The organism is Hahella sp. CR1, assembly GCF_029813005.1.
Taxonomy (GTDB): Bacteria; Pseudomonadota; Gammaproteobacteria; order Pseudomonadales; family Oleiphilaceae; genus Hahella.
The window spans coordinates 333,952-356,883 of the sequence record NZ_JAPELK010000007.1; the positions used below are offsets into that span (position 1 = coordinate 333,952).

Here is a 22,932-nt window from a genome sequence, read left to right on the forward strand (position 1 = left end):
GACTCTTTACGGGAGGACCGCTATGAATATCCAAGAGATTTTTTCAGCCCTGGGCATGGACCAGGGCATTCTTGCTTCAGGGGACTACAAAATCAGCTCCCCGGTTGACGGCAAAGTGATCGCCAACCTGAAACTGGACAACAAAGACGAAGTAGAAAAGAAAATCGCCGCCGCCGCAGACGCCTTCAAAGCCTGGCGTCGCCTGCCCGCTCCTCAGCGCGGCGAGCTGGTGCGTCTTTACGGCGAAGAACTGCGCAAGCACAAAGAAACCCTGGGCGCCTTGATCACGCTGGAATGCGGCAAGATCATTTCTGAAGGCCAAGGCGAAGTACAGGAAATGATCGACATCTGCGATTTCGCCGTCGGTCTGTCCCGTCAACTGTACGGTCTGACTATCGCTTCCGAGCGCCCCAATCATGCACTGCGCGAATCCTGGCACCCCATGGGTCCAGTCGGCGTTATTTCCGCGTTCAACTTCCCCATGGCGGTTTGGGCATGGAACAGCGCACTGGCGCTGGTGTGCGGCGACCCGGTAATCTGGAAACCTTCCGAGAAAACACCTCTGTGCGCCTTGGCCTGTCAGCATCTGCTGGATAAAGCCATCGCTCGCTTCGGCGAAGCGCCAGAAGGCCTGTCCAGCGTCATCATCGGCGAACGTGAAGTCGGCGAACAATTGGTTGACGACAAGCGCGTACCTTTGATCAGCGCCACTGGCAGCTGCGCCATGGGCCGCGTAGTCGGTCAACGCGTCGCGGCTCGCTTCGGCAAATCCATTCTGGAACTGGGCGGCAACAACGCCATCATCGTGGCGGAATCCGCTGATCTGGACATGGCCACTCGCGCCATCGTTTTCGGCGCAGTCGGCACCGCTGGCCAACGCTGCACCACCACTCGTCGCGTCTTCGCTCATGATTCCGTATATGACGAATTGCTGGGCCGCCTGAAAGCCGCCTACAAGCAACTGCCTATCGGCAACCCACAGGAAGCCGGCACGTTGATCGGTCCGCTCATCGACGGCCGCTCTTACGAGCAAATGGAGCAGGCGCTGGCTGACGCCAAAGCGAAAGGCTGCGACGTATACGGCGGCGGACGCGCGCTGGAAAAAGAGTTCCCACAGGCTTACTACGTGAACCCCGCCATTGTGGAAGGCGGCAACGCGCTGACCAACAACGCTCACGAAACCTTCGCGCCGATTCTGTACTTCTTCCGCTATTCCGACCTGGAAGAAGCGATTGAACGTCAGAACGACGTGCCGCAAGGCCTGTCTTCCGCCATCTTCACTCTCAACATGCGTGAAGCGGAACTGTTCACCTCTGCGGTGGGCAGCGACTGTGGCATCGCCAACGTCAACGTCGGCACCAGCGGCGCTGAAATCGGCGGCGCATTCGGCGGCGAGAAAGAGACTGGCGGCGGTCGCGAGTCCGGCTCCGACTCCTGGAAGGCGTACATGCGCCGCTCCACCGCGACAGTGAACTATTCTTCCGAGCTGCCGCTGGCGCAAGGTATTAAGTTCGATCTCAACTAAGCCTTTGCTGAGTTGACTTGAAAGGAAAGCTTCGGCTCTCCTTTTAACATCCGCGCCAGGACGCGCGGTTCGACAGGTCAGGATTTTCCTTATTGGTTTAACACTTTATTGACATGGCAATAATATTGGCATGTTGATAAACAGGCGCATGGATGCGCCTGCGCGGCGGCCAGCCGTGGGAGACAGGGTCTGACATGCGCAGGCCCTGTCGTGGCGGACACAAATAGAAGGAAGCTGTTTGTCCGCCTGATTAATATATACCGATGATGTACGGGAAGCTGTTTCCGACTGTGCGCCTGTAACCGGACTTCGACCGAAGCCGGATCTCCTCCTCTTCTTCCAGAACGCCTCAGGCGTCTGGACGCACGCCGGTCAGACGAACGTCAGTATTATTTTCAGGATTACGAGCCGTACCATGCAAACTACTGCGCTTTTCAAACTGTTGTCTTCGCTGACTGACGCCGCCAAGGCTCAGCAATTGCTTGATTCCGTTCAATTGCACCCCATTTTCGCCCAGCCTCACCATGACGACGAGCCGCTCAATCGCGCCGTCATCGCCCAGGCGATGAACATGATGCTGTTTGACGACCTGCTGGAGCGGGTGCCGGAAGGCAAGCAATACGTGGCTGAAAAACTGGCGTCCGGAGAAAAGGTCGTGTTCGACCATGGCGCGCTACGCACTGTGGCTTGGGAAAATCAGGCGCTGCCGATGGGTTATAAAGCGTTTGCGCGCATCCTGGAGCCTCTCGGCTTCACCGTGGCCGGACAGTATCCGTTGCCCAAGCTGAAAATGTGCGGTTTCGTCTACACGCATGCGGACCTGCCCCACGATATCGCCCAGTACTTCGTCAGTGAGCTGTACCCGGAGCAATTCACCAAATCTTTCCAGGACGCCGTTGACCGAGTGGTTTCCGTATCTTCCGATCCATTGACGCCTCGCTCTGCGGAGCTGTTGCAGAAGCTGGCCGCAAACGGCGCTCTGCCCCTGGCGGACGCGGCGGAATTGCTGCCTAACCTGTTGCAGTGTTTTGACCGTCAGCACGGCGTGCCCCACCTGCACGACTATCTGGCCTTGCGGGAAGAGTCCGCGGAAATGGCCTGGATCTCCACCGAAGGCAACGCTTTTAACCACGCAACCGATCGCGTGGGCGACATTCGTCAACTGGACGCACAACAGCGTGAGCTGGGCCGCCCGATGAAGGATGAAATTGAAGTGGCGCGCAACGCCAACATCATGCAGACCGCTTATCGCGCCACCAAAGTAAAACGCCAGTTCAAAACGGATCAAGGCGTCGAAACCCATGAGGTTCCCGGCTCCTTCTTTGAATTCATTCAGCGCAACGATATCGACGAGAGCGCTGAAAAGGGCATGGACCTGCGCTTTGACAGCAGCAACGCCCAAGGCATCTTCACCATGACTCGCGCCGTTGAGAAAACGGCCGAGACAGCGGAATGCTAACTCCAGCATATTGAAGAATTAGCGCACATCGTCGCTCCGGCCAGGCTTTGCAAGCCAGCGGCCTGGACCGAGGTTGGCCATGTGCGCATTTTTTCGCTTCTTTTCGGCCGGTCAGGCTATACTCCCCCTCCTTGATTAACCCCGACAACGCCACGCTCACAGACTTCGCCATGCATGCAACAGGAATCGGCGACTCGCGCCCATTGCTAATTCTCTACACCCCTCACCGCCCGCCCATGCCTCAGTATGAGCAGATGGAGGACTATCGTTGCGGCATTTCTGGAGAGACGGAAGTCATCATCAAAGAGACAGGCAATCATTGGCGCAAAATTTTTTCCATCTTCGCCAAGATAACGCAGGGGCTATTCTTTCCAGAGGAAGACTGGCGCGCGGTACGGGACAGGCGTTTATTCACGGAAGGCGGCGCGACGGCGTTGCTGTTTCAACAACACCTGCTGGAGACGCCAACAGACCATCAGCCTCCCGTGCACCTTATCGGGGGACAGCAATTCGCGGAAGGGTTCTCAACGCTTCCCCAGACACCTCAAGAGTTGCAGGAAGACTGTCGCATCTTGCGAGCGGGAAACGTTTACCTGACGCCCTATCTGGACTACAGGCAGTTTCCCAACGCGTTGATAGCAACGTTGCTTGCAGACATAGAGCGTCAGGGGCTTGTGACGACTAGGCCGTCGCCGCTTTAAGCTCCACTTTCAGGGGAGGAACTCCCAGCTTTTCTTCCTCCCGCAGACACTGCAGCGCCAGTTCTGAAATAGTGCGGCGATAAGCGTAACGCATCACCCGCAGACAGCGGTCGCTGATCTGGAAGATCGCGCCGGCGTTAAGCTCACCCAGCTTCTCCTCTGGATTCACGCCCCAATTCACGGCGAATTCCGCCAGAGTCTGCTCTTTGCTGGTGGAAAAACGCAGGTCGATATTGGCGGAGATCTGATGGAATTGACGCAGATATTCTCTCGCCAACTGCACATGTCGCGCCGCCGCCTGAGCGAAAAATTTAGGGCGCTCTTCTTCGTCCTGGCGATACAGGGCGTTAAGCCCCGCCATGCATAATGGCAGGCTGTCCCAGATATCCCGCAATAAGAACAGCTGACGGAAAGTGTTGTACAACGACTCCGCCCGCGCTTTGTCATCGGCGGACATCTGCACCATCGCCAGATGCATGCGCTGCGCCACATAGGCGTCCAGACAGCGACTTAACTCGCCCGCCATTCGTTTCACTTCCGTACGTCGGTCGTCCAGACTGCGTTGCACAGAACTAATATCGCCCGCCTTCACTCCAAAATCAGCGGCGTCGATGTTATACCCCGCCTCCACATACGCCAGCCCGACCTGAGCCGCCTCCATATGCTGATAGGCTTCCCAATACAGCTCCATTTGCGCCGTCGCGCGCGGAATCTGGCCGCGCAGCTCGGTCACGGCCCCAGCCAGATCCACCTCCGTCGGCGTGGCGTTAAACGGCTTCATCAGGCGCATGGAGAACAGGTCGGCGAAGTAGCGCTTCAAGGCTTCTTCCGACTCATTCATTTTGGAGTGAACATCCCTGATTTCCTCGAAGGAGCACAGGTACTGCTCGGGCTTCTCCAGCCCCATTGAGTTGTATATGCGCAGCGTGACGATTTTGCACAAAGCGTCAAAATCCGGCATCAACTCAGTGGCGGGAAATTCATCGGTCCAAACCGGCTCGTAACCCAGAGATTCCGCATGGGCGATGCGGTCATTGTCCGCTGGATGGGTATCCCAAACATTGGTCTGGCGCTCATCCATTTTCGCCCGCACCGCGTCGATTTCTTCTTGAGACAGTTCCGCCGCCAACTGCGCAATGGTTTGCGGCAGGTTGTCGATCAGGCGGTCTTCGTTCCAGGCGGATTGCCAGATCTCATCTCTGCGTTGCTGCGACATGGACATATTCCACAGCGCCACCGCCGTACTCTGAAAGGTTTCGCTGCCCGCGACCCAGCTTTCGTATCGATCGGCGTCGTATTCCATCTCCCGGGACATCCAGCGGGTGACGCGCAGATTGAATAAGAACAGGTATTTCAGAATCAGGCGCGTGCCTTTGATCATGCCCTGCGCGGCGATCAGCGCCACATCCAGCGCAAAAATCGGGGAATACTCCCGCCATTTGCTCAAGCGACGATCCCAGGCGTCGGGATAGAAGGCCCGGCTCGCCATCCAGGCGTTGGCGGTGTTGACGATATAGTTGGCGATCATGGCGTTGCGTTGCGCGAAGTGCCCGAACTCATGCCCCAATACGCCAATGAATTGCCGACTGTTCATGCCCGCCAGCAGAGGCAGGCCGACCGTCAGGGTCAAACGTCCCTGAAACAGGCTCAGCAGTCCTTTTTCCGGGGCGACGTGAGCATTGACCTCGCCATCCACGTAGATCTTCACCGGAGCAGGCAAGCCCATGCGTTCGGTGAGCAGCTGCACCAGCTGATAAAAGCGGCGATACTTTTTCGGATTCAGTTCCAGGGTGCGGTTTTCATGGTCGCGGCCAAAGAACGGCTTCAGCAGGAACAGCGCGAATACGGTTCCCAGTAGAACCGGCACGAACACCATCAATGTCCCCATCGCGTTGGTTTTACGCACCGCCAGAATATCCGGGATACTCATCCCGTACCAAATCGTTCCCACTATCGCGCAAATTGTCAGGCTGATGTAAATCAAAGGCGCTATCAGACTCAACAAGGTCACGCTGAACAGCCCCAGTTTATAGGCTGTGGTTACCGGTAATTTGGGAATAGGTTGATGCAGTCGCTCCTTCGCCAGGGCAAGCACGTCTCTTTGTATGTCGGCGTCTTTGGCTGGCTTGGCGCGACTGGCTGTCGATGGGGCTGAGCTTTTGGCGGGCTGTGCGGCTTCTGTCGACGCAGGTTGCACAGGCTTCGTCGCCACCTCCTCGGAGGGACAAGGCTGCAACGTCACCGCCAGTCCCAGGCGAACAAATAAGGCCTGATATTTTCTGGCGTCAGAAGAAGACAAGGATTTCTTGATCACCACCGCCCCCGTCAACAGACGCTCGACTTGCGCGTTCGATAACTTCAAACGCGCAACGAGATTATCTCGCACCTGACGCTCTTCGAAACCGGAAAGAATTTTACCCTGGCTGATAACATTGAACTGGGGGGAAGCAGGTGCGCTCAAATCGACATCCTTTGTGGAGGCAGCAAAAGGCGGCAATTTTATGCGCCGAAGCTGATATTTTCTAATCTTTTTAGTTGTTTTTACGCGACGAAGTGTAACTGGCGCAGCCGGATTTATGAACACTAAGCCGGGTATTTCAGACAAGCATCGCTTGAGCTCTGATAACTGCGTCAAATCGACTATTTTTTCTTTAAGTCCTAATCATTTCGAACCATGCGGAAATTGTTCATGAAAACACCAGCGGCTTTCAGCGCTCTCTTAACACTACCTTTCTTGCTGACCGGCTGCGCCGCTTCTCTGGAGGATGTCCGCGAGGCGCCCGCCAGCCTGCAGCTCTCTCCGTTTACGGAGGTTAAAACGGATTTCGTCCACCACTGGACGCAAAAGGTCCATCCTTTTAGCGGCGCAGCAGTGCTGGATATTGATGGCGACGGCAAGGAAGAGATTTTTGTGGGCGGTGGCGAAGGACAGGACGACGCCTTGTTAAGCCTCAGGGATGGCGAATTACGCAATATTATTCAGAACACCGGACTATCCGCCTCAGCGGCCACCTATGGCGCGACTGCGATGGATATGAACGCCGATGGCGAAGTGGACCTTATCATCGCCCGCAACGACGGCGTCTATTTGTACTTAAACAACGGCGGGCGCTTCACGGCGCAAAAGCTGCCGGTTCAATTGCCGGACAATACGGTCTCCTTCGCCGTCACTGTCTCCGACATTGACCAGGATGGCGACGGCGACCTTTATATCAGCAACTTTATCTCCTTTGACGCTTTCAAAAGCGCCACCTTCAACGACCCCGCCCACGCCCGCGCCAACATTCTGCTGCGCAACGACGGCGATCTGCAGTTCACCGACATTACTGCGCAGTCCGGAACCGCATCGCTGCAAAATACCTTTTTATCTGTCTTCGTCGACCTCAACAGCGATCGTCTGCAAGACTTGGTCGTGGCGCAAAACACAGGAGAGGTGGAAATATTCAAAAACCTGGGGGACGGTCGCTTTGAATCCGTTCCCACCCACTCCGGGTTTGGCTTCTGGATGGGGCTGGCGGTGGGAGACATTGACCGCGACGGCGACCAGGACCTGTTTTTCACCAATATCGGCAACTCCATCCCGGAGTTTCTCACCAGCGGCGACCTGCGCGATGACCAGCGTCAGGACAGCGAATGGTTGCTATTGCGAAACGAAGGCGACTTTCGCTTCACCGACATGACCGAACCGTACCAGTTAACCGGCTACGGCTTCGGCTGGGGCGGCGTGTTTGAAGACATCAACCTGGACGGCGAAATGGACCTGCTGGTAGCGCAGAACTACATTAAATGGCCGATTCACAAGGTCAGCAAACTGGCGGGCAAGGCATTTTTGCAACTGCCTACTGGAATGGGCCACGCCACCGGCTTTTTTCAGGCTGACGACCTGGAGCTGGACAACCCCTGGTTTGGCCAGTCCCCCGTTATCATGGACCTGAATGGCGACGGCCGTCCGGATATCGTCTGGCTAAACATGGACGGGCCCGTACGGGCTTTTCTGAACACCACAGAGGCCAACTTCATCGCTCTACAGCTGCCTGATTCACCTGAATGGTCTGGAACCGAAGTCACAATCGAAATGGAGGATGCGCGCAGTTATACCCGACAAGCGACATCCGCCGTGGGCCTGATGACAGACCAAAGCCCCCGTTTTGTTTTCGGAATCGGCGCCAGAGAATCCGTCACCCGCATAGTGGCGTTGAAGCCCGACGGCAAGCGCCTGGAGTTGGTGGACCCGAAGATCAATACCGTGCTCTCTCTGGGCGAATAGCAATGCTTAACAGGCGGTCAGGCGCAGCATCTTCGCCCGGCCGCCAAACTCTTCCGCTAATCCTACACTTTCAATCGTTGCCTTTTTGCAACTCGTAACTTATTGATATTTATGACATTGCCTGCATAGTCGCCGCCGCCGTCTCTTTTCTGCGACTTTCAGCCACCCTTTCACCGACCGCAAAATTCACAGAACAAATTTAACTAATTGTTTTTAAAGGAAATTTAAAAACTGGCGCCGAACTTGATATACCTAGGGCGAAACACGCTGAGGCTAAGCAGCCCGGCTACCTCACGAAGGGAGAGGTTAACAGGAGGAGTCTTGAATCCGCACATTCAGACCCGCCTCCTTAGAAATGGAAACAAGGACACCAACTTAGTAGGTATTAGAGTATGAATAAAGCACTCGCAATCGTAACCGCGTCATTCCTGGCAGCATTGACTGCTTGCTCTGACGAAACCAGCGTTCAAACCGAACAACCTGTGGCGGAGCAACAGCCTCAAACTGAAATGAGCGCCCCAGTGCAAATCACTGAAGCGCCTGCCAGCTCCGACCAATACGCAGGTCCAGCGGTAGAGCAGGTGTTTTCATACCTGGACACTGACCGCAACAGCGTCATCAACAAAGAAGAAGCCGCTGCAGACTCCAGCATCAATGAGTCATTCGCCCAGATCGATATCGATCAAAACGGCGAAATCAGCCGCGACGAATTCGTTGTGTACAGCGGTGAAGCCACTGCAGCCGGCTCCAGAGCGGGCCAGTTGTACCAAGCAGACCCTCAGCCTGAAATGGCTGTAGATCCAGCAGCTCCGGCTGATGCGCCGGTAGATCTGGAAACCGCTCCAGCCGAATAATCGGCGACAGTTTCAGCCAAAGCGTGCGTCTATAAGTTAAATCCGGGCGCTACTTGACGCACGCTTTGGCTCCTTATCCCAGCCTCTTACTCTCTTCTTCCCCAAACTCCCGATTCAACCGCCCTGTTCACTTCTGAGCCTCTAACTCCACCACGACTTCCGTTTTCACTGAATTAGCGATAAAGCAGCTTTCATGCGCGCAATGATGCAATGCTTCCAGCTCCTCATGCGTCGGTTTGACTGAGCCGGAAAACTCAACGCGGGGACGCAGCCTTACCTGAGTCATCATCATGACGCCTTGCTCATTTTTAGCCAGTACGCCAATGGCGGAGTCTTCATAGCTGTCCACCACGAATTTGCGCTTCGCGGCGTACGCCAGAAAAAACAACATATGGCAGCTGGAGAGTGACGCGACGAACGCCTCTTCAGGATCAACGTTTTCAGCTACAGAATAAGGTAAGGGGACAATATGCGGAGACGCGGAAGCGGGAACTCGAACGCCGCCGTCAAACTCCCACTCATGCACGCGACTATATTGATTGGAGACAAAATCCTGTGCGCCTCTAAGCCAGCGCACAGTAGCGAAATACTCGGACATCCACACCTCCTTGAATCAGCCAAATGAAACGCGCGCCGAACCGACGACGCGCATGCGCCTTGAAGGAGGATGTTAACAGACTTTTTAGATCGGCCGCTCTCTGGTCGCCACCACACATCAGCCTCCTCAAATATAGAGCACTTTTTATACGCCAATACAGCCAAACGAGACAATTAACTGGCGAAATACGCCATTCACCCCCTGATTTTTCAGGCTTTTTCTTTTTAGATACGTTAGTTACGTTCGTTTGCAAAATATGAGCAGAAATACACCATCGGCCTGCTATAACTGAGCTATATTTGAGCAATATTCGATCATCTCGCACGCGCCCCACACTTCTCAATCTCGTCCTGATGGCATGACGTCACATTCTGATTTCGGCAGGAAAACTGAAATGAAGCAATACGATCCGACAACGCCCGATCACTACACGAATCATCTAGCGGAGGTGAACGAGACTAATGCAGTAATCGCTACTGAGGACATATACAACAAGGACGGGATGCTGCTGGTTAAAAAAGGGCTGGCTATCAAGCCGGAGGTCGCGCGCAGACTGCTTAACCATAAACTGGTGAAGCCGCTTGAGGTGTCCGTCAATGTGGATGACGCCCTCTATGGGAAAGAAATTCACCGCGACATTCATCAAATGTTCGATCGTTTCGAAGGACTGCTGGAGATTCATTCATCCATGCGTCTGGAAGCCAGCCTTATCGAAGTGTGTGAGAAGTATGGCGGCTACGATCTGCTGGTGCAGAAAGTCACCGTTCTGTGCAAGCGACTGCCGAAAGAGTATCAAAAGGGCCTGTTCTGCGCGTGGTTAAGCTTCGCCATGGCGACACGCCTGAATCTGAGCTTAGAAGAACGCGAAGCAGCGTTTATGGCGGGACTGGCTCACGACGCCGGCATGCTCCATATCGATCCACAGATTGTCGCAAAAACCGGCGAATACACGCCGGAAGAATGGCGCGCCATGCAGAGCCATACCCTTATCGGCGACCTGTTTCTGTCCTATATCAAAGAGATTCCTGACGTCACCCGTCGCGCAGTCAAAGAGCATCACGAACGCGCTGACGGCAGTGGCTATCCCGCCGGTCTGTTTGAAGACAGCCTGTGCATCGTCGGACAGGTTGTGGCGATGGCGGATGAAACCTACGCCATCTGCGAGAAGCGCCGTTTCAATGACAAAATTCATCTCGGCGAAGTCATGCCGGTTTTCCAGATCGACAGTTCTTTCTTCCCCAATCAGGTGCACATGGCGCTCATGTCCGTGCTGCGTCAGGTGAATCACGCAGCCACCCAGCTGGCCATTTCCGGCGACCTGAGCAGCATGTCGACGCAGCTTATGGAGAAGCGTCAGATGCTGGAGAATGTGGTGGAAAGCATCTATGCGCTGCGGGAAACCCTGGCGGAGAGAGAACACATTAAACGCATGCGCGTCGCCAAAGTGAAGATAGATCGTCTGTGGACCCTGGTCACTCGCTCCGGCATGTTGAGCGCGCCTCTGGGCCGCTGGTTGCAGCACGTGGTGGAGAATCAGATCATTCAGACCGTCAGCCGTGAAATCGTGGAAATGGACCTGATGTATCAGGAACTGCAGTGGCAGCTGAAGCAGTTGGGAAGAGTGTTGTATCTCTACCTGGAAGAAGAGAAGAAAATCACGCCCGAGCTCAAAAAAGCTCTGACTAACTCCATTAAGATTCTCGACATGGGCGCGCCCAAGTCCATGGAAAAACAGGAAAAAGTCGCCTGACCCTGCTCCGTGGCGGGCGCCGCTTTAGCGTGCGTCCGCTGCGTTAATTTGAATCACCGCCCTGCTCCTTTGTCGCCCTCTTTTCATTCCCTTTTTGCCCTCTTTTCACCCTCAGGCCGTTTTTGGGGCGCTGCATCGCCAATATTCCTAGCGTTCCGCCAACACGCCCCAAACAGGCGCAAGGTCTGAAGAGTTGTGTGTCTAACGCGCATGACTAGGCGCGAAAAATCACCCGTTAAACTCGATCAGATTAATGTGTCACCTAACGTAACAGAATGATATATAAAAAATTTTAATGAAACTAAGAAAATTAATTCCTATCCAATTGTATAGATCTGAACTATGCTAATTCATAAGCGGAATACTTCATGCAAGTGGTGTTGGGGCGCATTCAGAAACGTTTTCTCACATCTGTTCAGCGGAGACGCCCGCGGGCGCGCTGAAAAAATGTCAGGAAACTTGTCTGCAGGCCAGACGCAGCCGAAAGGGGCGCATATAAAGCTCCAAAGAGGCGCATGATGACCCTGTCTGAGCAAGGCGAAGCCGCCAGTCCACGATAGCCGGTCACTGATCATGTCGACGTTTTAGCGCCACTAAGCGAGCTATTCATCACAAGAGGGGGCCTATATGAGCATCTTCAGTCAATTCGCCAGTCGATACGACTCACGCAAGGAAGAAGAGTACACGTTGGAGGAGTATTTGGAGATCTGCAAAAAGGATCGCACCGCTTATGCGTCCGCTGCAGAGAGAATGCTTCTCGCCATCGGCGAACCGGAACTGGTCGACACATCCCGCGATCAACGGTTAAGCCGCATCTTCTCCAATAAAGTCATCAAACGTTACCCCGAATTTGAAGAGTTCTACGGCATGGAAGAGTGCGTGGAACAGATAGTGTCGTTTTTCAAACATGCAGCCCAGGGTCTGGAAGAGAAGAAACAGATTCTCTATTTGCTTGGTCCGGTCGGCGGCGGTAAGTCCTCCCTGGCGGAAAAGTTGAAGAGCCTGTTTCAGAAACAACCCTTCTACGCCATCAAGGATTCCCCTGTTTTTGAATCGCCGTTAGGCCTGTTCGACCCGGCTGAAGACGGCAAGATTCTGGAAGAGGAATACGGCATTCCCAACCGCTACCTGCGCTTTATCATGTCGCCCTGGGCGGTGAAACGTCTGCATGAGTTCAATGGCGACATCAGCAAGTTCAAAGTGGTCAAGCTGTATCCGTCCATTCTTAATCAGGTCGCCGTCTCCAAAACCGAGCCCGGCGATGAAAACAACCAGGATATTTCCGCGCTGGTCGGCAAGGTCAACATTCGCATGTTGGAGGATTTCCCTCAGCACGATCCTGACGCGTACTCTTTCTCCGGCGGACTCTCTAAAGCCAACCAGGGCATGCTGGAATTCGTAGAGATGTTCAAAGCGCCGATCAAAGTGTTGCACCCCTTGCTGACCGCCACGCAGGAAGGCAACTACAACACCACCGAAGGCATGGGCGCGGTGCCGTTTGAAGGCATCATCATGGCTCACTCCAACGAATCAGAGTGGCAGACCTTCCGCAACAACAAAAACAATGAGGCGTTCCTCGACCGGATTTACATCGTCAAAGTGCCTTACTGTCTGCGGGTGTCCGAAGAAGTCAAAATCTACAAAAAACTGCTCAAGCACAGTTCCCTGGCCGGTTCGCCCTGCGCGCCCGACACCTTGAACATGCTGGCGCAGTTCTCCTGTCTGTCCCGTATCAAAGAGCCGGAAAACTCCAGCATTTACTCGAAAATGAAGGTGTACGACGGTCAGAACATCAAAGACACCGACCCCAAAGCGAAATCGATTCAGGAGTACAAAGACTCCGCCGGCGTCGACGAGGGCATGGACGGTCTTTCCACCCGTTTCGCTTTCAAGATATTGTCCAAGGTGTTCAACTTCGACACGACTGAGGTGGCCGCCAACCCAGTGCACCTGCTGTATGTGCTTGAGAAGCAGATCGAACAGGAGCAGTTCCAGCAGGAGACTCACGACCGCTACCTGCGCTTCATCAAAGAGTCTCTGGCGCCCCATTATGTCGAGTTTATCGGTAAAGAAATTCAGACCGCGTATCTGGAGTCTTACTCCGAGTACGGCCAAAACATCTTCGACCGCTATGTCACCTACGCCGACTTCTGGATTCAGGATCAGGAATACCGCGACCCTGAAACCGGCGAAATCTTTGACCGCGCGGCCATCAACGACGAACTGGAAAAAATTGAGAAACCCGCCGGCATCAGCAATCCGAAAGACTTCCGCAACGAGGTGGTCAATTTCGTTCTGCGGGCGCGGGCCAGCAATAACGGCAAAAACCCGTCCTGGCTCAGTTATGAAAAACTGCGCACCGTGATCGAGAAGAAAATGTTCTCCAACACGGAAGACCTGTTGCCGGTCATCTCGTTCAACCCGAAAGCGTCCCAGGAGGACCAGAAGAAACACCAGGAATTTGTGCGGCGCATGATCGAGCGTGGCTATACTGAAAAACAAGTGCGTTTACTTTGCGAGTGGTATCTACGGGTTCGCAAGTCGCAATAAAGTGAGGGTCCATTATGGGTATGACCCACATCATCGACCGTCGACTCAATGGCAAGAACAAGAGCGCTATCAATAGACAGCGCTTCCTGCGCCGCTATCGCGAGCACATCAAGAAAGCGGTGGCGGATGCGGTCAATAAAAGGTCCATCACCGACATTGACCGCGGGGAGAGCATTTCGATCCCCAGCAAGGATATCGGCGAGCCGACGTTCCGACACGGTAAGGGTGGCCGGCGTTCCGTCACCCATCCCGGCAATAAAGAGTTCGTCACCGGAGACAGCATCCCACGGCCGCCAGGAGGCGGCGGTGGAGGCGGCTCCGGTCAAGGTAAAGCCAGCAACCAGGGCGAAGGCATTGACGACTTTGTTTTTCAGATCTCCCAGGAAGAATTTCTGGACTTCATGTTTGAGGATCTGGCCCTGCCCAATCTGGTGCAGAAGCAACTAAAAGACACCTCTAACTACAAATTCGTCCGCGCCGGTTACACCACTCACGGCACACCGGCCAAAATCAACGTCATTCGCAGTATGCGCGGCGCTTACGCCCGCCGTCTGGCCCTGTCCGGCAACACCCGCAAGAAAATTTCCGACATGCAGGAGCAACTGGAAGCGCTGAAACGCACGCCGGAAACCCCGGACCCCGTATTCAGCAAAGAAGACCAGATCCGTGCGCTGGAAGAGGAGATCAAACGCCTGAAAGGCCGCGTACAGCGGATTCCTTTCATTGATGAGATCGATATTCGCTATAACCAGCACGTCAAACAACCACAGCCCGCCACTGCGGCGGTGATGTTCTGCCTGATGGACGTGTCCGGCTCCATGAGCCAGACCCACAAGGATATCGCCAAGCGCTTTTTCATCCTGTTGTACCTGTTCCTGAAGCGCAATTACGAGAAGATCGAAGTGGTGTTTATCCGTCACCACACCAGCGCCAAAGAGGTGGACGAAGAAGAGTTTTTCTATTCACGGGAAACCGGCGGCACCATCGTCTCCAGCGCATTGCAGATGATGCGGGAGATCATGGAGGCGCGCTATCCCACTGACGACTGGAATATCTACGCCGCGCAAGCCTCCGACGGCGACAACTGGAACGACGACTCCCCCCGCTGCAGCAAACTGCTGGCGGAGTCCATCCTTCCCTACGTGCAATATTATTCTTACATCGAAATAACGCCCCATGAGCATCAGATGCTCTGGCATGAGTATGAAAAGCTCACCGAAGCCTTCCGGGAACGCTTCTCCATGCAGCAAATCATGGATGTAGGCGATATTTACCCGGTATTCCGCAAGCTGTTCCAAAAGCAGGTGGACTATGCCTGAAGCGATTGAACATACCGAAGCCGCTCCGCCTGCGGGTCGCAGGCCTATATCCGAAGGTTCCGAGTGGACCTTCGAGCTGATCAACCGTTATGACGAAGAAATTCGCAAATGCGCGGAAGAGTTCGGGTTGGACACCTATCCCAACCAAGTGGAGATCATCAGCGCTGAACAGATGATGGACGCTTACTCTTCCGTGGGCATGCCGGTGGGATATCACCACTGGTCGTTCGGCAAGCAGTTCCTGCAAACAGAGAAACTCTACAAACGGGGCCAGATGGGTCTGGCCTATGAGATTGTCATCAACTCCAACCCCTGCATCGCTTATCTCATGGAGGAAAACACCGTGATGATGCAGGCGCTGGTTATCGCCCACGCCTGTTATGGGCATAACTCCTTTTTCAAGGGCAATTACCTGTTCCGCACCTGGACTGACGCCAGCGCGATCATCGATTACCTGATCTTCGCCAAAAACTACATCGCCCAGTGCGAGCAGCGGCATGGCGTCGAAGCGGTGGAGCAGATTCTCGACTCCTGCCACGCCATCATGAACCATGGAGTAGACCGCTATAAACGCCCGGCGCCTATTTCCGCCGCGGAAGAAGAGCGTCGGCAACGGGATCGGGAAGAGTACATGCAGAAACAGGTCAACGACCTGTGGCGCACCATTCCTTCCAAACAGGGAGAAAAAGAAGCCCAAAAGACACGTCGTTTTCCCTCCGAGCCCCAGGAAAACATCCTTTATTTCATTGAGAAGAACGCCCCTCTGCTGGAGCCCTGGCAACGGGAGATCGTGCGCATCGTGCGTAAGATCGCGCAGTATTTCTATCCACAACGCCAAACTCAGGTTATGAACGAAGGGTGGGCCACTTTCTGGCACTACACCCTGCTTAACACGCTATACGACAAAGGACTGGTGACCGACGGCTTTATGCTGGAGTTCCTGCAAAGCCACACGTCCGTGGTGTATCAGCCGCCTTTCGACAGTCCCTGGTACAGCGGTCTCAACCCCTATGCGCTGGGCTTCGCCATGTTCCAGGACATTAAGCGAATTTGTCAGGAGCCCACGGAAGAAGACAAAGCCTGGTTCCCGGATATCGCCGGTTCAGACTGGCTGGAGACGCTGCACTTCGCGATGCGCAACTTCAAGGATGAGAGTTTCATCCTGCAGTTCCTGTCGCCGAAAGTGATTCGCGACTTCAAGTTCTTCAATATCCTGGACGACGAGATGGACAGCGAGTACCACGTCACCGCCATTCATGACGACAACGGCTATCGCGCCGTACGCGAACAATTGGCGCGGCAGTACAACCTGAGCTATCGCGACCCGAATATCCAGGTGTGGGATGTAGACGTGCGTGGCGATCGTTCGTTGACGCTGCGGCATACGCCCTTTGATCGCGTTCCTCTGTACGAGAAGGACGTGTATGAAGTGCTGCGTCATGTCCACCGTCTATGGGGCTTTGACATCCACCTGCATTCCGTGGACGGAGAGGTCACTCTGCGCAGCTTCAGTTGCCCACAACATGGCGAAGACGACGAGGACGATTCTCATGACTGACGCCGCCGACAGGCCAGCCTGGAGCCGGCGGCCATGAACTTCCATTTCTGTCCCCTCTGCGGCGAAAACCTCACTACCCGGCAGATAGACGGCAAAGCGCGGCGTTGCTGCGCTTCCGACGGCTGCGACTATGTGCACTGGGACAATCCCACGCCGGTCGTGGCGATGCTGGTGGAGCACGAGGGCGACATCATCCTCGCCCGCAATAAAACCTGGCCGCAAGGCATGCTGTCCATTCAGACCGGTTTTCTGGAGTCCGGGGAGTCGCCCGAGCGCTGCGCCTTGCGTGAAGTTTCCGAAGAGCTTGGATTGACCGGAGAAAGCGCCAACTTTATCGGCTATTACGCCTTCCATGAGCAGAACCAACTGATCCTGGCGTTCCATGTGCGCTGCAACGGAGAAATCCAACTGGGCGACGAACTCGCCGAGTACAAGCGCATCCCGCCGGAAAAACTCAAACCCTGGAATTTCGGCGCCGGTCTCGCTGTGCGCGACTGGTTAAGCAAGCAGGGATTGCTGGCGCTCTAACAACCCTCTTTCGCATCACTCTTTTGAGCACTCCATATCGGCGGGCCTTAAGCCCGCCTTTTGTGCGCAATGAATCACTGACCAGTCACTAACGTCATATTTTTACAATCCCGCCGTTCTCGCCCTCCCTATCATTGGAAGCGCTGAAACCCAATCGAGAGATCGTTCACTAGCCGGCGGCGACCGGCTGAGACATCGACGATTGATATCTTCATTGCTTAATTTAGGGAATCATTATGCAAGCACGCTCTTATAAAAACGCGGTTGGACTACCGCTGAAAATACTTGTTTCATCCATGCTCCTTGTCGGCCAGGCTAGCGCAGACCAGCTGACCGACTTCTCCATTCCTGTGGGAGAGGGCTTCTATAAAGACGTCCTGATCGACGGCGGTCCCGGTATAACCGCCTCCCCCACCAGACACTTCGAGTCTCTGGGATTGTCCTATGAAAGGCTCAGTTATAACGCCTACGACATTTTGACCGGTGAAGTGGACGAGGAAGACAGACAAGCCTTCTTAGAAAAATTCACCGGCTCGGATATCGACCTTAACGGCCGTCTTCTGTATCCCGATGGAGCTCCCCGTTATCGCATGTTGAATATCGGCGCTGCCTCATTCTTGCGCACCTCAACAACACCGAGCGGCGGTAGCGTGCACATGGGCATACTCAACGAAATCTGGAATCCCGCTCAACGTAGCGGCGCCCAGAATATCCGGGACTTTGTGAAAAACGGCGGCGGGTATGTCGGCTTTTGCGCCGGCGCCAGTATGGCGGGATCTTCCGTACACGGACTGCACTTATATCCTGGTCAAACCTTGCCTTTGCCTGACTCCTCGGAGACGGTATACCTGACGAGCAGCCTTACCGATGTTCTCGGATTTAGGGAGGTTCCGTATGTTATGAGCAAAGGCGGTGGTTACATATATAAATCACAGTCCAACCAGTATCCTGAAGGCGTAGAAATCCTGGGGCGGACCGACCGATATCCAGCAGTCTGGAGCTGGCATGACCCAGGCAATCCTCATAGTGGAACCTTGGTGCTGAGCGGCCGACATCCTGAGCTAAGTCATGAAGAAAAAGCCGAGGTATTGACGAAAGCCATGTATGCGCTGGCGATCAAAGGCAGTCTGGACGGGAGCTATACGCCCCAAGTGCGCATCAAAGGCGATCTGGAAAACGGTCGCACCCGCTATATGGATGAGAACACCGGGTACTACGACGCCAGCCATATCAAGATCGGCGACAAGCAGTATCACCACTTCAAGATCAACGTTGAAGATCCGCGTAAGAAGTACCTGACCATTGAGCTGAACGGCGAGTATGGCTACGACTTTAACCTGTACCTGAAGAAAGGCGAGCCCGCCTTCGCCAGCAACGCCGATGTGGCGCTCACTGACGTTGGGAACTACAAGACACTGCAGATCGATAATCTGACTTACGGGGAGTGGTACGTCAGCGTTGAAAACGCCACTTCTGTCACGGCGGACCGTTCCACTAACTCGGAATATTCCGGTCAGTTGGACGTGCTCAATGGCGTCGCCTACGACATTACCGCCACCTGGGACAGAGAACCGCCCTGCCCCACCAGCATCAGTGACGTCAGTGCGGCGAATCCGGCTTTCGTTGGACAAAAGCTGCCGATCAGCTGGCGCGCAGAGTGCTTTGACGCAGGCAGCTACGCTACCGTAGATCTGGTCAAAGCGAGTAATGAAGCCAAAATCAAGACGATCACCTCCAGTGGCGGCCTTAACAACGGCGTCAACACCCTGGTCTGGAACGCGACCTACAACCAGGTGGGCGAGTACAAAATCCGCGTCAGCGACAACCTGAACCCGGGTAAAAAGAGCCTGAGCCCTGCTTTTGAGCTGAAAAAGCCGGAAATGCTGATCGTCCCTCCCGTCTCTTTCGGAGAGAAGCTGAGCGTGATCTGGCGTTGGACTGGCGAGAGCAGTCATGTAAGCCTGGATTTATACCAGGGCAATACTCTGGTCACCAATCTTACGCCCAGCTACGCTCAGAAGAGTGGAACCAACTCGCTGGAGTTCGCCGCGACCTGGACCTGGAAGCCGGATGTAACCTACAAAGTTCGCATCAGAACCCGGGATCGCGCCAGCAACCTGGCGCTGTTCAGCCCTGAATTCAAACCGACTCTTAGCTCGAAAGTGACGGTTGATGGATTGGACGTAAACAGCGCCGGCGTAGGTGAAGTCATGCTGGACGGATGCAATCCCGGTATGAAATGCAGCCGCACGCTGACGTTCGCTAACCAGGGCGGCAAGAGCGCCAACCTCGCGCTGCAACTGAGCTATGTGGATGAGATTATCGCTAAAAGAAGCTGGGGGACTTACGGCCTGTCGTCGACTTGCATCAGCAACGCCAGTAACGGCCAATACGCGATGCAGTTGCCTCCCGGCGGCGCTTGCGACGTCGACCTGACCTACTCCTGGCCGACAGGCATTTCCAACGCCAGAGGCGGATACTTATCCATGAGTTCTTCCGACAGCGATATTGAGCTGCCCTCTCCAGGACAGAAAGGCGTGCTGCTCTGCGCGGACTGTCGCTAACCTCACTGACACGCGGCGCCTAAGGCGCCGCTTTTAACAACTCGTCCGTCGGCATCTGAGTATGATGCTTGTCGTAAATTTTCCTGATCGCCCCTTCCTTCCACATCTCCGACAGGTTTTTGTTGAAGTTCGTCATAATGCTCTCCGCATCAGGACGTCGGCGGGAAATGATGAGATGCAGCCCGTTGACCTGCAAAGGCTTGGACAGCACCCGAAAATGCTCAGGGTCTCCAAACAGACGCTCAATGGTGGAGCGCCCCACTCTCACTCCAATCGGCACCAGGTGCACCCGCTTACTTTCCAGCAATTGAAAGCAGGTTTCCAGATCATTGGGAGTCCAGAGTCTGACGACGTCCTTATCCAGCAACGGTTGGACGCTCTCCAGGCTGTAACCCAGGGGGCGGCAAAGCACCAGTCCGGCAAGATCCTCATCGCTCGTATACTTGATTTCCTCGTCGCGACGAACGAAGAACAGCTCCACCGTCACATACAAAGGGGAAGAAAAGTAAAAGGCGTCCACGCGGTCACGGTCTTTGACATAGGGGAATGTGCCCAGCACGTCGCCGGCTTCCGCCAGACGAAACCCCCGGTTCCAGGGCAGGTACTCTATTTTAACGCCAGCTCCGCTGCGCTCCAGAACGGCTTGAATAATCTCCGTCACCAGCCCGCCATTAGGCAGGTCTTCCCCACTGAAAGGGGGATAAGAGTCCTTTCCCGTCACCAGTGTATATTCCACCGCCTCGGCCCAGCCGCTGAGCAGAATCAGGCATAAGGCGCATCCGAAAACTTGGCGCGCCCTTGTCAAATGCAACGACATTTAGCCGGCTCCGTTGGTCGGTCTCAGGGTCTGAGAAGAAATACCTTAAGTATAGTCTCATGCAGACAGCCCGCCACGCAGGGTGCTATCGTTGCCTTGGGACGCCTTTAGGGACTATTCGTTTAACTCTGGAAATCAAACTCTTATGCGTTATCAGACGCGTTTCGACAAGCCGCTGGAGCAGGAGCTGCAGCGCTATCTGGAGAGCCTGATCAATGACCTGGCGCTGGAACTGATCAGAACCCGTTTCGACTTTGACTCCGCCGTGCACAACGCCCGCAAGCTGATCAAGGAGCTGCGCGCACTGTTGCGACTGCTCAAGCCCGCCTGCCACGAAGCCCACGACGACCTGCTGCAAACCCTGAGGACTACTGCTCACGCCCTCGCGCCCTATCGCGATTGCTTCGTCATGCTCAATGCCTGGACGCGCTTCGCCGCCGCTCTGCCTTCGCACCCGGATATCGACAAAATCAGCGCCTTCATTCAGGAAGAGGCCGAGCGGGTTCCAGCGCCCGATCGAGAGCACACCCAGAAGTTACTGCAAGAAACCAACTGTGAGCTTTTGAAGCACAAAGACCTGCTGCAACAGCGTCCCTGGTCCGCCGAGATTGACGCCGACTGGCTCAGCTCGCGTCTGGCGCGCCTCTACAGGCGAGGACAAAACGAGTTCCAGCGTGTGCAGGGCGGCATCGACGCAGAAGATCGCCACGAGCTGCGCAAACGCCTGAAAGATCTGATGTACGCGCTACGCGTGATCAAGCCCGCATGGAACAAATCCCTGCGCCGCCTTCACAATGGCCTGAAGAAAGTCACCGAAGGCCTGGGCGACGCCAACGACCTGAATCTGCTGGAGCATGCCGTTGCGGATACAGACGTCAGCGGTCGCGAACAGATACGCCTGGAATTGTGCGCCGCACAGCAGGCGTTATGGGAAAAAGCGGACCAGCAGGCGGCCCGACGTTTCGCCGACACCGACGCAAAATTCAACGACTTGATACACAAGCGGATTTCCTGAGCTGTCACATCCCTGCAACGATCACCGCCTACACTGACTCCAACAGTGGCCGGAAAGGAATTCCACGCGGTTCGGCCACTGAGAAGAAGGCTCTGTAAAACATTCGGCTTCCTTAAACAGCGATCACCAAGTTTTAGAGCGACATTCAGGCTGCCTTTGCAGCCTTTTTTTCAAGCCCTACATTTCTCAGCGCTTACGCATATTACTCTGGACTAATTCTTATAGCGCAGCGCATCAATATAACTCAGTAAATCCTCACCGAAACCATTTCTATATAAGCCACCAATTATATTGTATTTTGGGAACATCATATTTACACAACAAATTAAAATTATTAAGCCGCTCAAAATTAAAGCTCACGCTTTAACCAGCCATCTTATCAAGGAGATTAAAATAGAAAATGTATTCGAGTTGAAACACCAGAAAGCAAAGACTACAATACTCTGCATTTCCTAAAATCGCTCAAATCCTCCTTGATCACTCCCCCCCCCCACAAGAAAGTATTACCCCACAAAGTGAGAACAATGAAAACCTTAAAGACAGCAGTCACTTTGGCGCTGCTTTGCGTCAGCTTCTACACGAAAGCAGAGGAGTGCACTTCAAATCTGATCAATTGGTCTAATTACAACCAGACCTTAAACATGCTTAAAGCAGCATATCACGATGAAAATTTCACTTCAGTTGAGAGTGCATTAGCCTGCCTGACCACAAGCAAAAAAACTTTCTCATCAGGAAAGCCAGGCTCCATAGCCGCTTATTGGTTCTTTCGTAATGAACTTCCTGCCCCTGGAGCCGATGAAGCAGACGCTGCTCGTATAAAAAAGTGGGAGAGCGCCATTCCAAACTCCCCTTTTTCTAGCTTTGCAAAACTTCGAGAGATGTATGCCATAGCGTGGAATTACAGAGGCTCAAAGTATGCAAACATGACTTCAGATGATCAGTTTAAGTTATTTAAATATCAGCTAATAAAAACAGAGAAAGGACTCTTGTCAGAAAGCAATGAGGTCAAGGATAGCGCTATCTCATACAATCTTTTACTAGCAGTTTCACTTGACATAACACGCACTCACAACCCTGCAATAGATATATTCGAGAAAAGTGTAAAAAAATGGCCAAACCACTATGACTTCTACGAAGTTTTACTCACCAGGCTTGTACCAAAGTGGGGAGGAAGCTGGGAAGAAGTTGATAAGTTTATCAATTATTGGTCAAGCTCACTTAAAAAAGATGAAGAGAACTCAATGTATGCAAGGCTTTACTACAATGTACACTCATTCAACCGGGTCCCCCCATCAGAGACATTAGTTGAATGGAGAAAACTAAAACCATCTCTCATAAGCTTATACAACAAGTATCCGGCACAAGAGCACTTTGAAGCTGCTGCAAGCTATGCATGTTTTTTTTCCGACAAAGAGTTCTACAAACTT

Annotated in this window: 16 protein-coding genes; 13 read left to right on the forward strand and 3 right to left on the reverse strand. The window is 54.1% G+C overall.

The annotated features are described in order from the left end of the window. Positions 1 to 22 precede the first annotated feature (22 nt). From ONV78_RS18880 to ONV78_RS18890, 3 genes are all read left to right on the forward strand, one after another. Positions 23 to 1,525 carry an aldehyde dehydrogenase family protein gene (locus tag ONV78_RS18880; RefSeq protein WP_279505464.1) on the forward strand — a complete coding sequence of 501 codons (1,503 nt, stop codon included), beginning with the start codon at positions 23 to 25 and terminating at the stop codon, positions 1,523 to 1,525. A 415-nt stretch (positions 1,526 to 1,940) separates the two neighbouring features. Continuing rightward, entirely contained in the window at positions 1,941 to 2,984 is a 1,044-nt protein-coding gene (locus ONV78_RS18885; RefSeq protein ID WP_279505466.1) for a DUF1338 domain-containing protein, read from the forward strand. Between the two features lie 131 nt (positions 2,985 to 3,115). Next, the gene (locus tag ONV78_RS18890) at positions 3,116 to 3,685 is read left to right on the forward strand and encodes a hypothetical protein (protein ID WP_279505468.1); all 570 of its coding nucleotides are present in this window, start codon (positions 3,116 to 3,118) and stop codon (positions 3,683 to 3,685) included. On the opposite strand, the gene ONV78_RS18895 is transcribed toward ONV78_RS18890, so the two are convergent. Continuing rightward, entirely contained in the window at positions 3,666 to 6,146 is a 2,481-nt protein-coding gene (locus tag ONV78_RS18895) for a M48 family metallopeptidase (protein WP_279505470.1), read from the reverse strand. The two genes, ONV78_RS18890 and ONV78_RS18895, sit on opposite strands and share 20 nt — an antisense overlap. A gap of 228 nt (positions 6,147 to 6,374) precedes the next feature. Here ONV78_RS18895 and ONV78_RS18900 point away from each other — a divergent pair, with 228 nt between their 5' ends. Together ONV78_RS18900 and ONV78_RS18905 are read left to right on the forward strand one after the other, a co-directional pair. Continuing rightward, positions 6,375 to 7,952 (forward strand): CRTAC1 family protein, encoded by a 1,578-nt coding sequence (locus ONV78_RS18900; RefSeq protein WP_279505471.1) that lies wholly within the window; start codon positions 6,375 to 6,377, stop codon positions 7,950 to 7,952. A gap of 392 nt (positions 7,953 to 8,344) precedes the next feature. Next, a complete protein-coding gene (locus tag ONV78_RS18905) occupies positions 8,345 to 8,806 on the forward strand; it encodes an EF-hand domain-containing protein (protein ID WP_279505473.1) in 462 nt (153 codons plus the stop codon). 127 nt (positions 8,807 to 8,933) lie between these two features. Here the strand turns inward: ONV78_RS18905 and ONV78_RS18910 are convergent, their stop codons facing one another. Continuing rightward, entirely contained in the window at positions 8,934 to 9,404 is a 471-nt protein-coding gene (locus ONV78_RS18910; RefSeq protein ID WP_279505476.1) for an OsmC family protein, read from the reverse strand. A gap of 394 nt (positions 9,405 to 9,798) precedes the next feature. Here ONV78_RS18910 and ONV78_RS18915 point away from each other — a divergent pair, with 394 nt between their 5' ends. The 6 genes from ONV78_RS18915 to ONV78_RS18940 all read left to right on the forward strand — a co-directional run bounded on the left by ONV78_RS18915 (position 9,799) and on the right by ONV78_RS18940 (position 19,673). Next, a complete protein-coding gene (locus ONV78_RS18915) occupies positions 9,799 to 11,154 on the forward strand; it encodes an HD domain-containing phosphohydrolase (protein WP_279505477.1) in 1,356 nt (451 codons plus the stop codon). Positions 11,155 to 11,781: 627 nt separating this feature from the next. Beyond that, a complete protein-coding gene (locus ONV78_RS18920; RefSeq protein WP_216735632.1) occupies positions 11,782 to 13,704 on the forward strand; it encodes a PrkA family serine protein kinase in 1,923 nt (640 codons plus the stop codon). 20 nt (positions 13,705 to 13,724) lie between these two features. Further along, positions 13,725 to 15,023: a YeaH/YhbH family protein gene (locus ONV78_RS18925; protein WP_305858122.1), complete on the forward strand. Its 1,299-nt coding sequence runs from the start codon at positions 13,725 to 13,727 to the stop codon at positions 15,021 to 15,023. After that, on the forward strand, positions 15,016 to 16,581 hold the full coding sequence (locus ONV78_RS18930; protein WP_216735630.1) for a SpoVR family protein: 1,566 nt from the start codon (positions 15,016 to 15,018) through the stop codon (positions 16,579 to 16,581). The genes ONV78_RS18925 and ONV78_RS18930 overlap by 8 nt, the downstream gene beginning before the upstream one ends. A gap of 33 nt (positions 16,582 to 16,614) precedes the next feature. Further along, positions 16,615 to 17,109, forward strand: a complete 495-nt coding sequence (locus tag ONV78_RS18935; protein WP_216735629.1) for an NUDIX domain-containing protein — start codon at positions 16,615 to 16,617, stop codon at positions 17,107 to 17,109. A 236-nt stretch (positions 17,110 to 17,345) separates the two neighbouring features. Further along, positions 17,346 to 19,673, forward strand: coding sequence for a hypothetical protein (locus ONV78_RS18940; protein WP_279505484.1), 2,328 nt, complete (start codon positions 17,346 to 17,348; stop codon positions 19,671 to 19,673). Positions 19,674 to 19,692: 19 nt separating this feature from the next. On the opposite strand, the gene ONV78_RS18945 is transcribed toward ONV78_RS18940, so the two are convergent. Continuing rightward, positions 19,693 to 20,490 carry a transporter substrate-binding domain-containing protein gene (locus tag ONV78_RS18945; protein WP_279505485.1) on the reverse strand — a complete coding sequence of 266 codons (798 nt, stop codon included), beginning with the start codon at positions 20,488 to 20,490 and terminating at the stop codon, positions 19,693 to 19,695. A gap of 145 nt (positions 20,491 to 20,635) precedes the next feature. Between ONV78_RS18945 and ONV78_RS18950 the strand changes: the two genes are divergently transcribed. Beyond that, positions 20,636 to 21,505 carry a CHAD domain-containing protein gene (locus ONV78_RS18950; protein ID WP_279505489.1) on the forward strand — a complete coding sequence of 290 codons (870 nt, stop codon included), beginning with the start codon at positions 20,636 to 20,638 and terminating at the stop codon, positions 21,503 to 21,505. A 524-nt stretch (positions 21,506 to 22,029) separates the two neighbouring features. Beyond that, a partial coding sequence (locus ONV78_RS18955) for a hypothetical protein (RefSeq protein ID WP_279505492.1) occupies positions 22,030 to 22,932 on the forward strand: 903 nt, incomplete at its 3' end.

Coding starts and splice junctions, on each gene's coding strand:
- ONV78_RS18950 (WP_279505489.1), top strand. CDS start 20,636: ATGCGTTATCAGACGCGTTTCGACAAGCCGCTGGAGCAGGAGCTGCAG.
- ONV78_RS18880 (WP_279505464.1), top strand. CDS start 23: ATGAATATCCAAGAGATTTTTTCAGCCCTGGGCATGGACCAGGGCATT.
- ONV78_RS18940 (WP_279505484.1), top strand. CDS start 17,346: ATGCAAGCACGCTCTTATAAAAACGCGGTTGGACTACCGCTGAAAATA.
- ONV78_RS18885 (WP_279505466.1), top strand. CDS start 1,941: ATGCAAACTACTGCGCTTTTCAAACTGTTGTCTTCGCTGACTGACGCC.
- ONV78_RS18915 (WP_279505477.1), top strand. CDS start 9,799: ATGAAGCAATACGATCCGACAACGCCCGATCACTACACGAATCATCTA.
- ONV78_RS18900 (WP_279505471.1), top strand. CDS start 6,375: ATGAAAACACCAGCGGCTTTCAGCGCTCTCTTAACACTACCTTTCTTG.
- ONV78_RS18930 (WP_216735630.1), top strand. CDS start 15,016: ATGCCTGAAGCGATTGAACATACCGAAGCCGCTCCGCCTGCGGGTCGC.
- ONV78_RS18945 (WP_279505485.1), bottom strand. CDS start 20,490: ATGTCGTTGCATTTGACAAGGGCGCGCCAAGTTTTCGGATGCGCCTTA.
- ONV78_RS18910 (WP_279505476.1), bottom strand. CDS start 9,404: ATGTCCGAGTATTTCGCTACTGTGCGCTGGCTTAGAGGCGCACAGGAT.
- ONV78_RS18905 (WP_279505473.1), top strand. CDS start 8,345: ATGAATAAAGCACTCGCAATCGTAACCGCGTCATTCCTGGCAGCATTG.
- ONV78_RS18935 (WP_216735629.1), top strand. CDS start 16,615: ATGAACTTCCATTTCTGTCCCCTCTGCGGCGAAAACCTCACTACCCGG.
- ONV78_RS18925 (WP_305858122.1), top strand. CDS start 13,725: ATGACCCACATCATCGACCGTCGACTCAATGGCAAGAACAAGAGCGCT.
- ONV78_RS18920 (WP_216735632.1), top strand. CDS start 11,782: ATGAGCATCTTCAGTCAATTCGCCAGTCGATACGACTCACGCAAGGAA.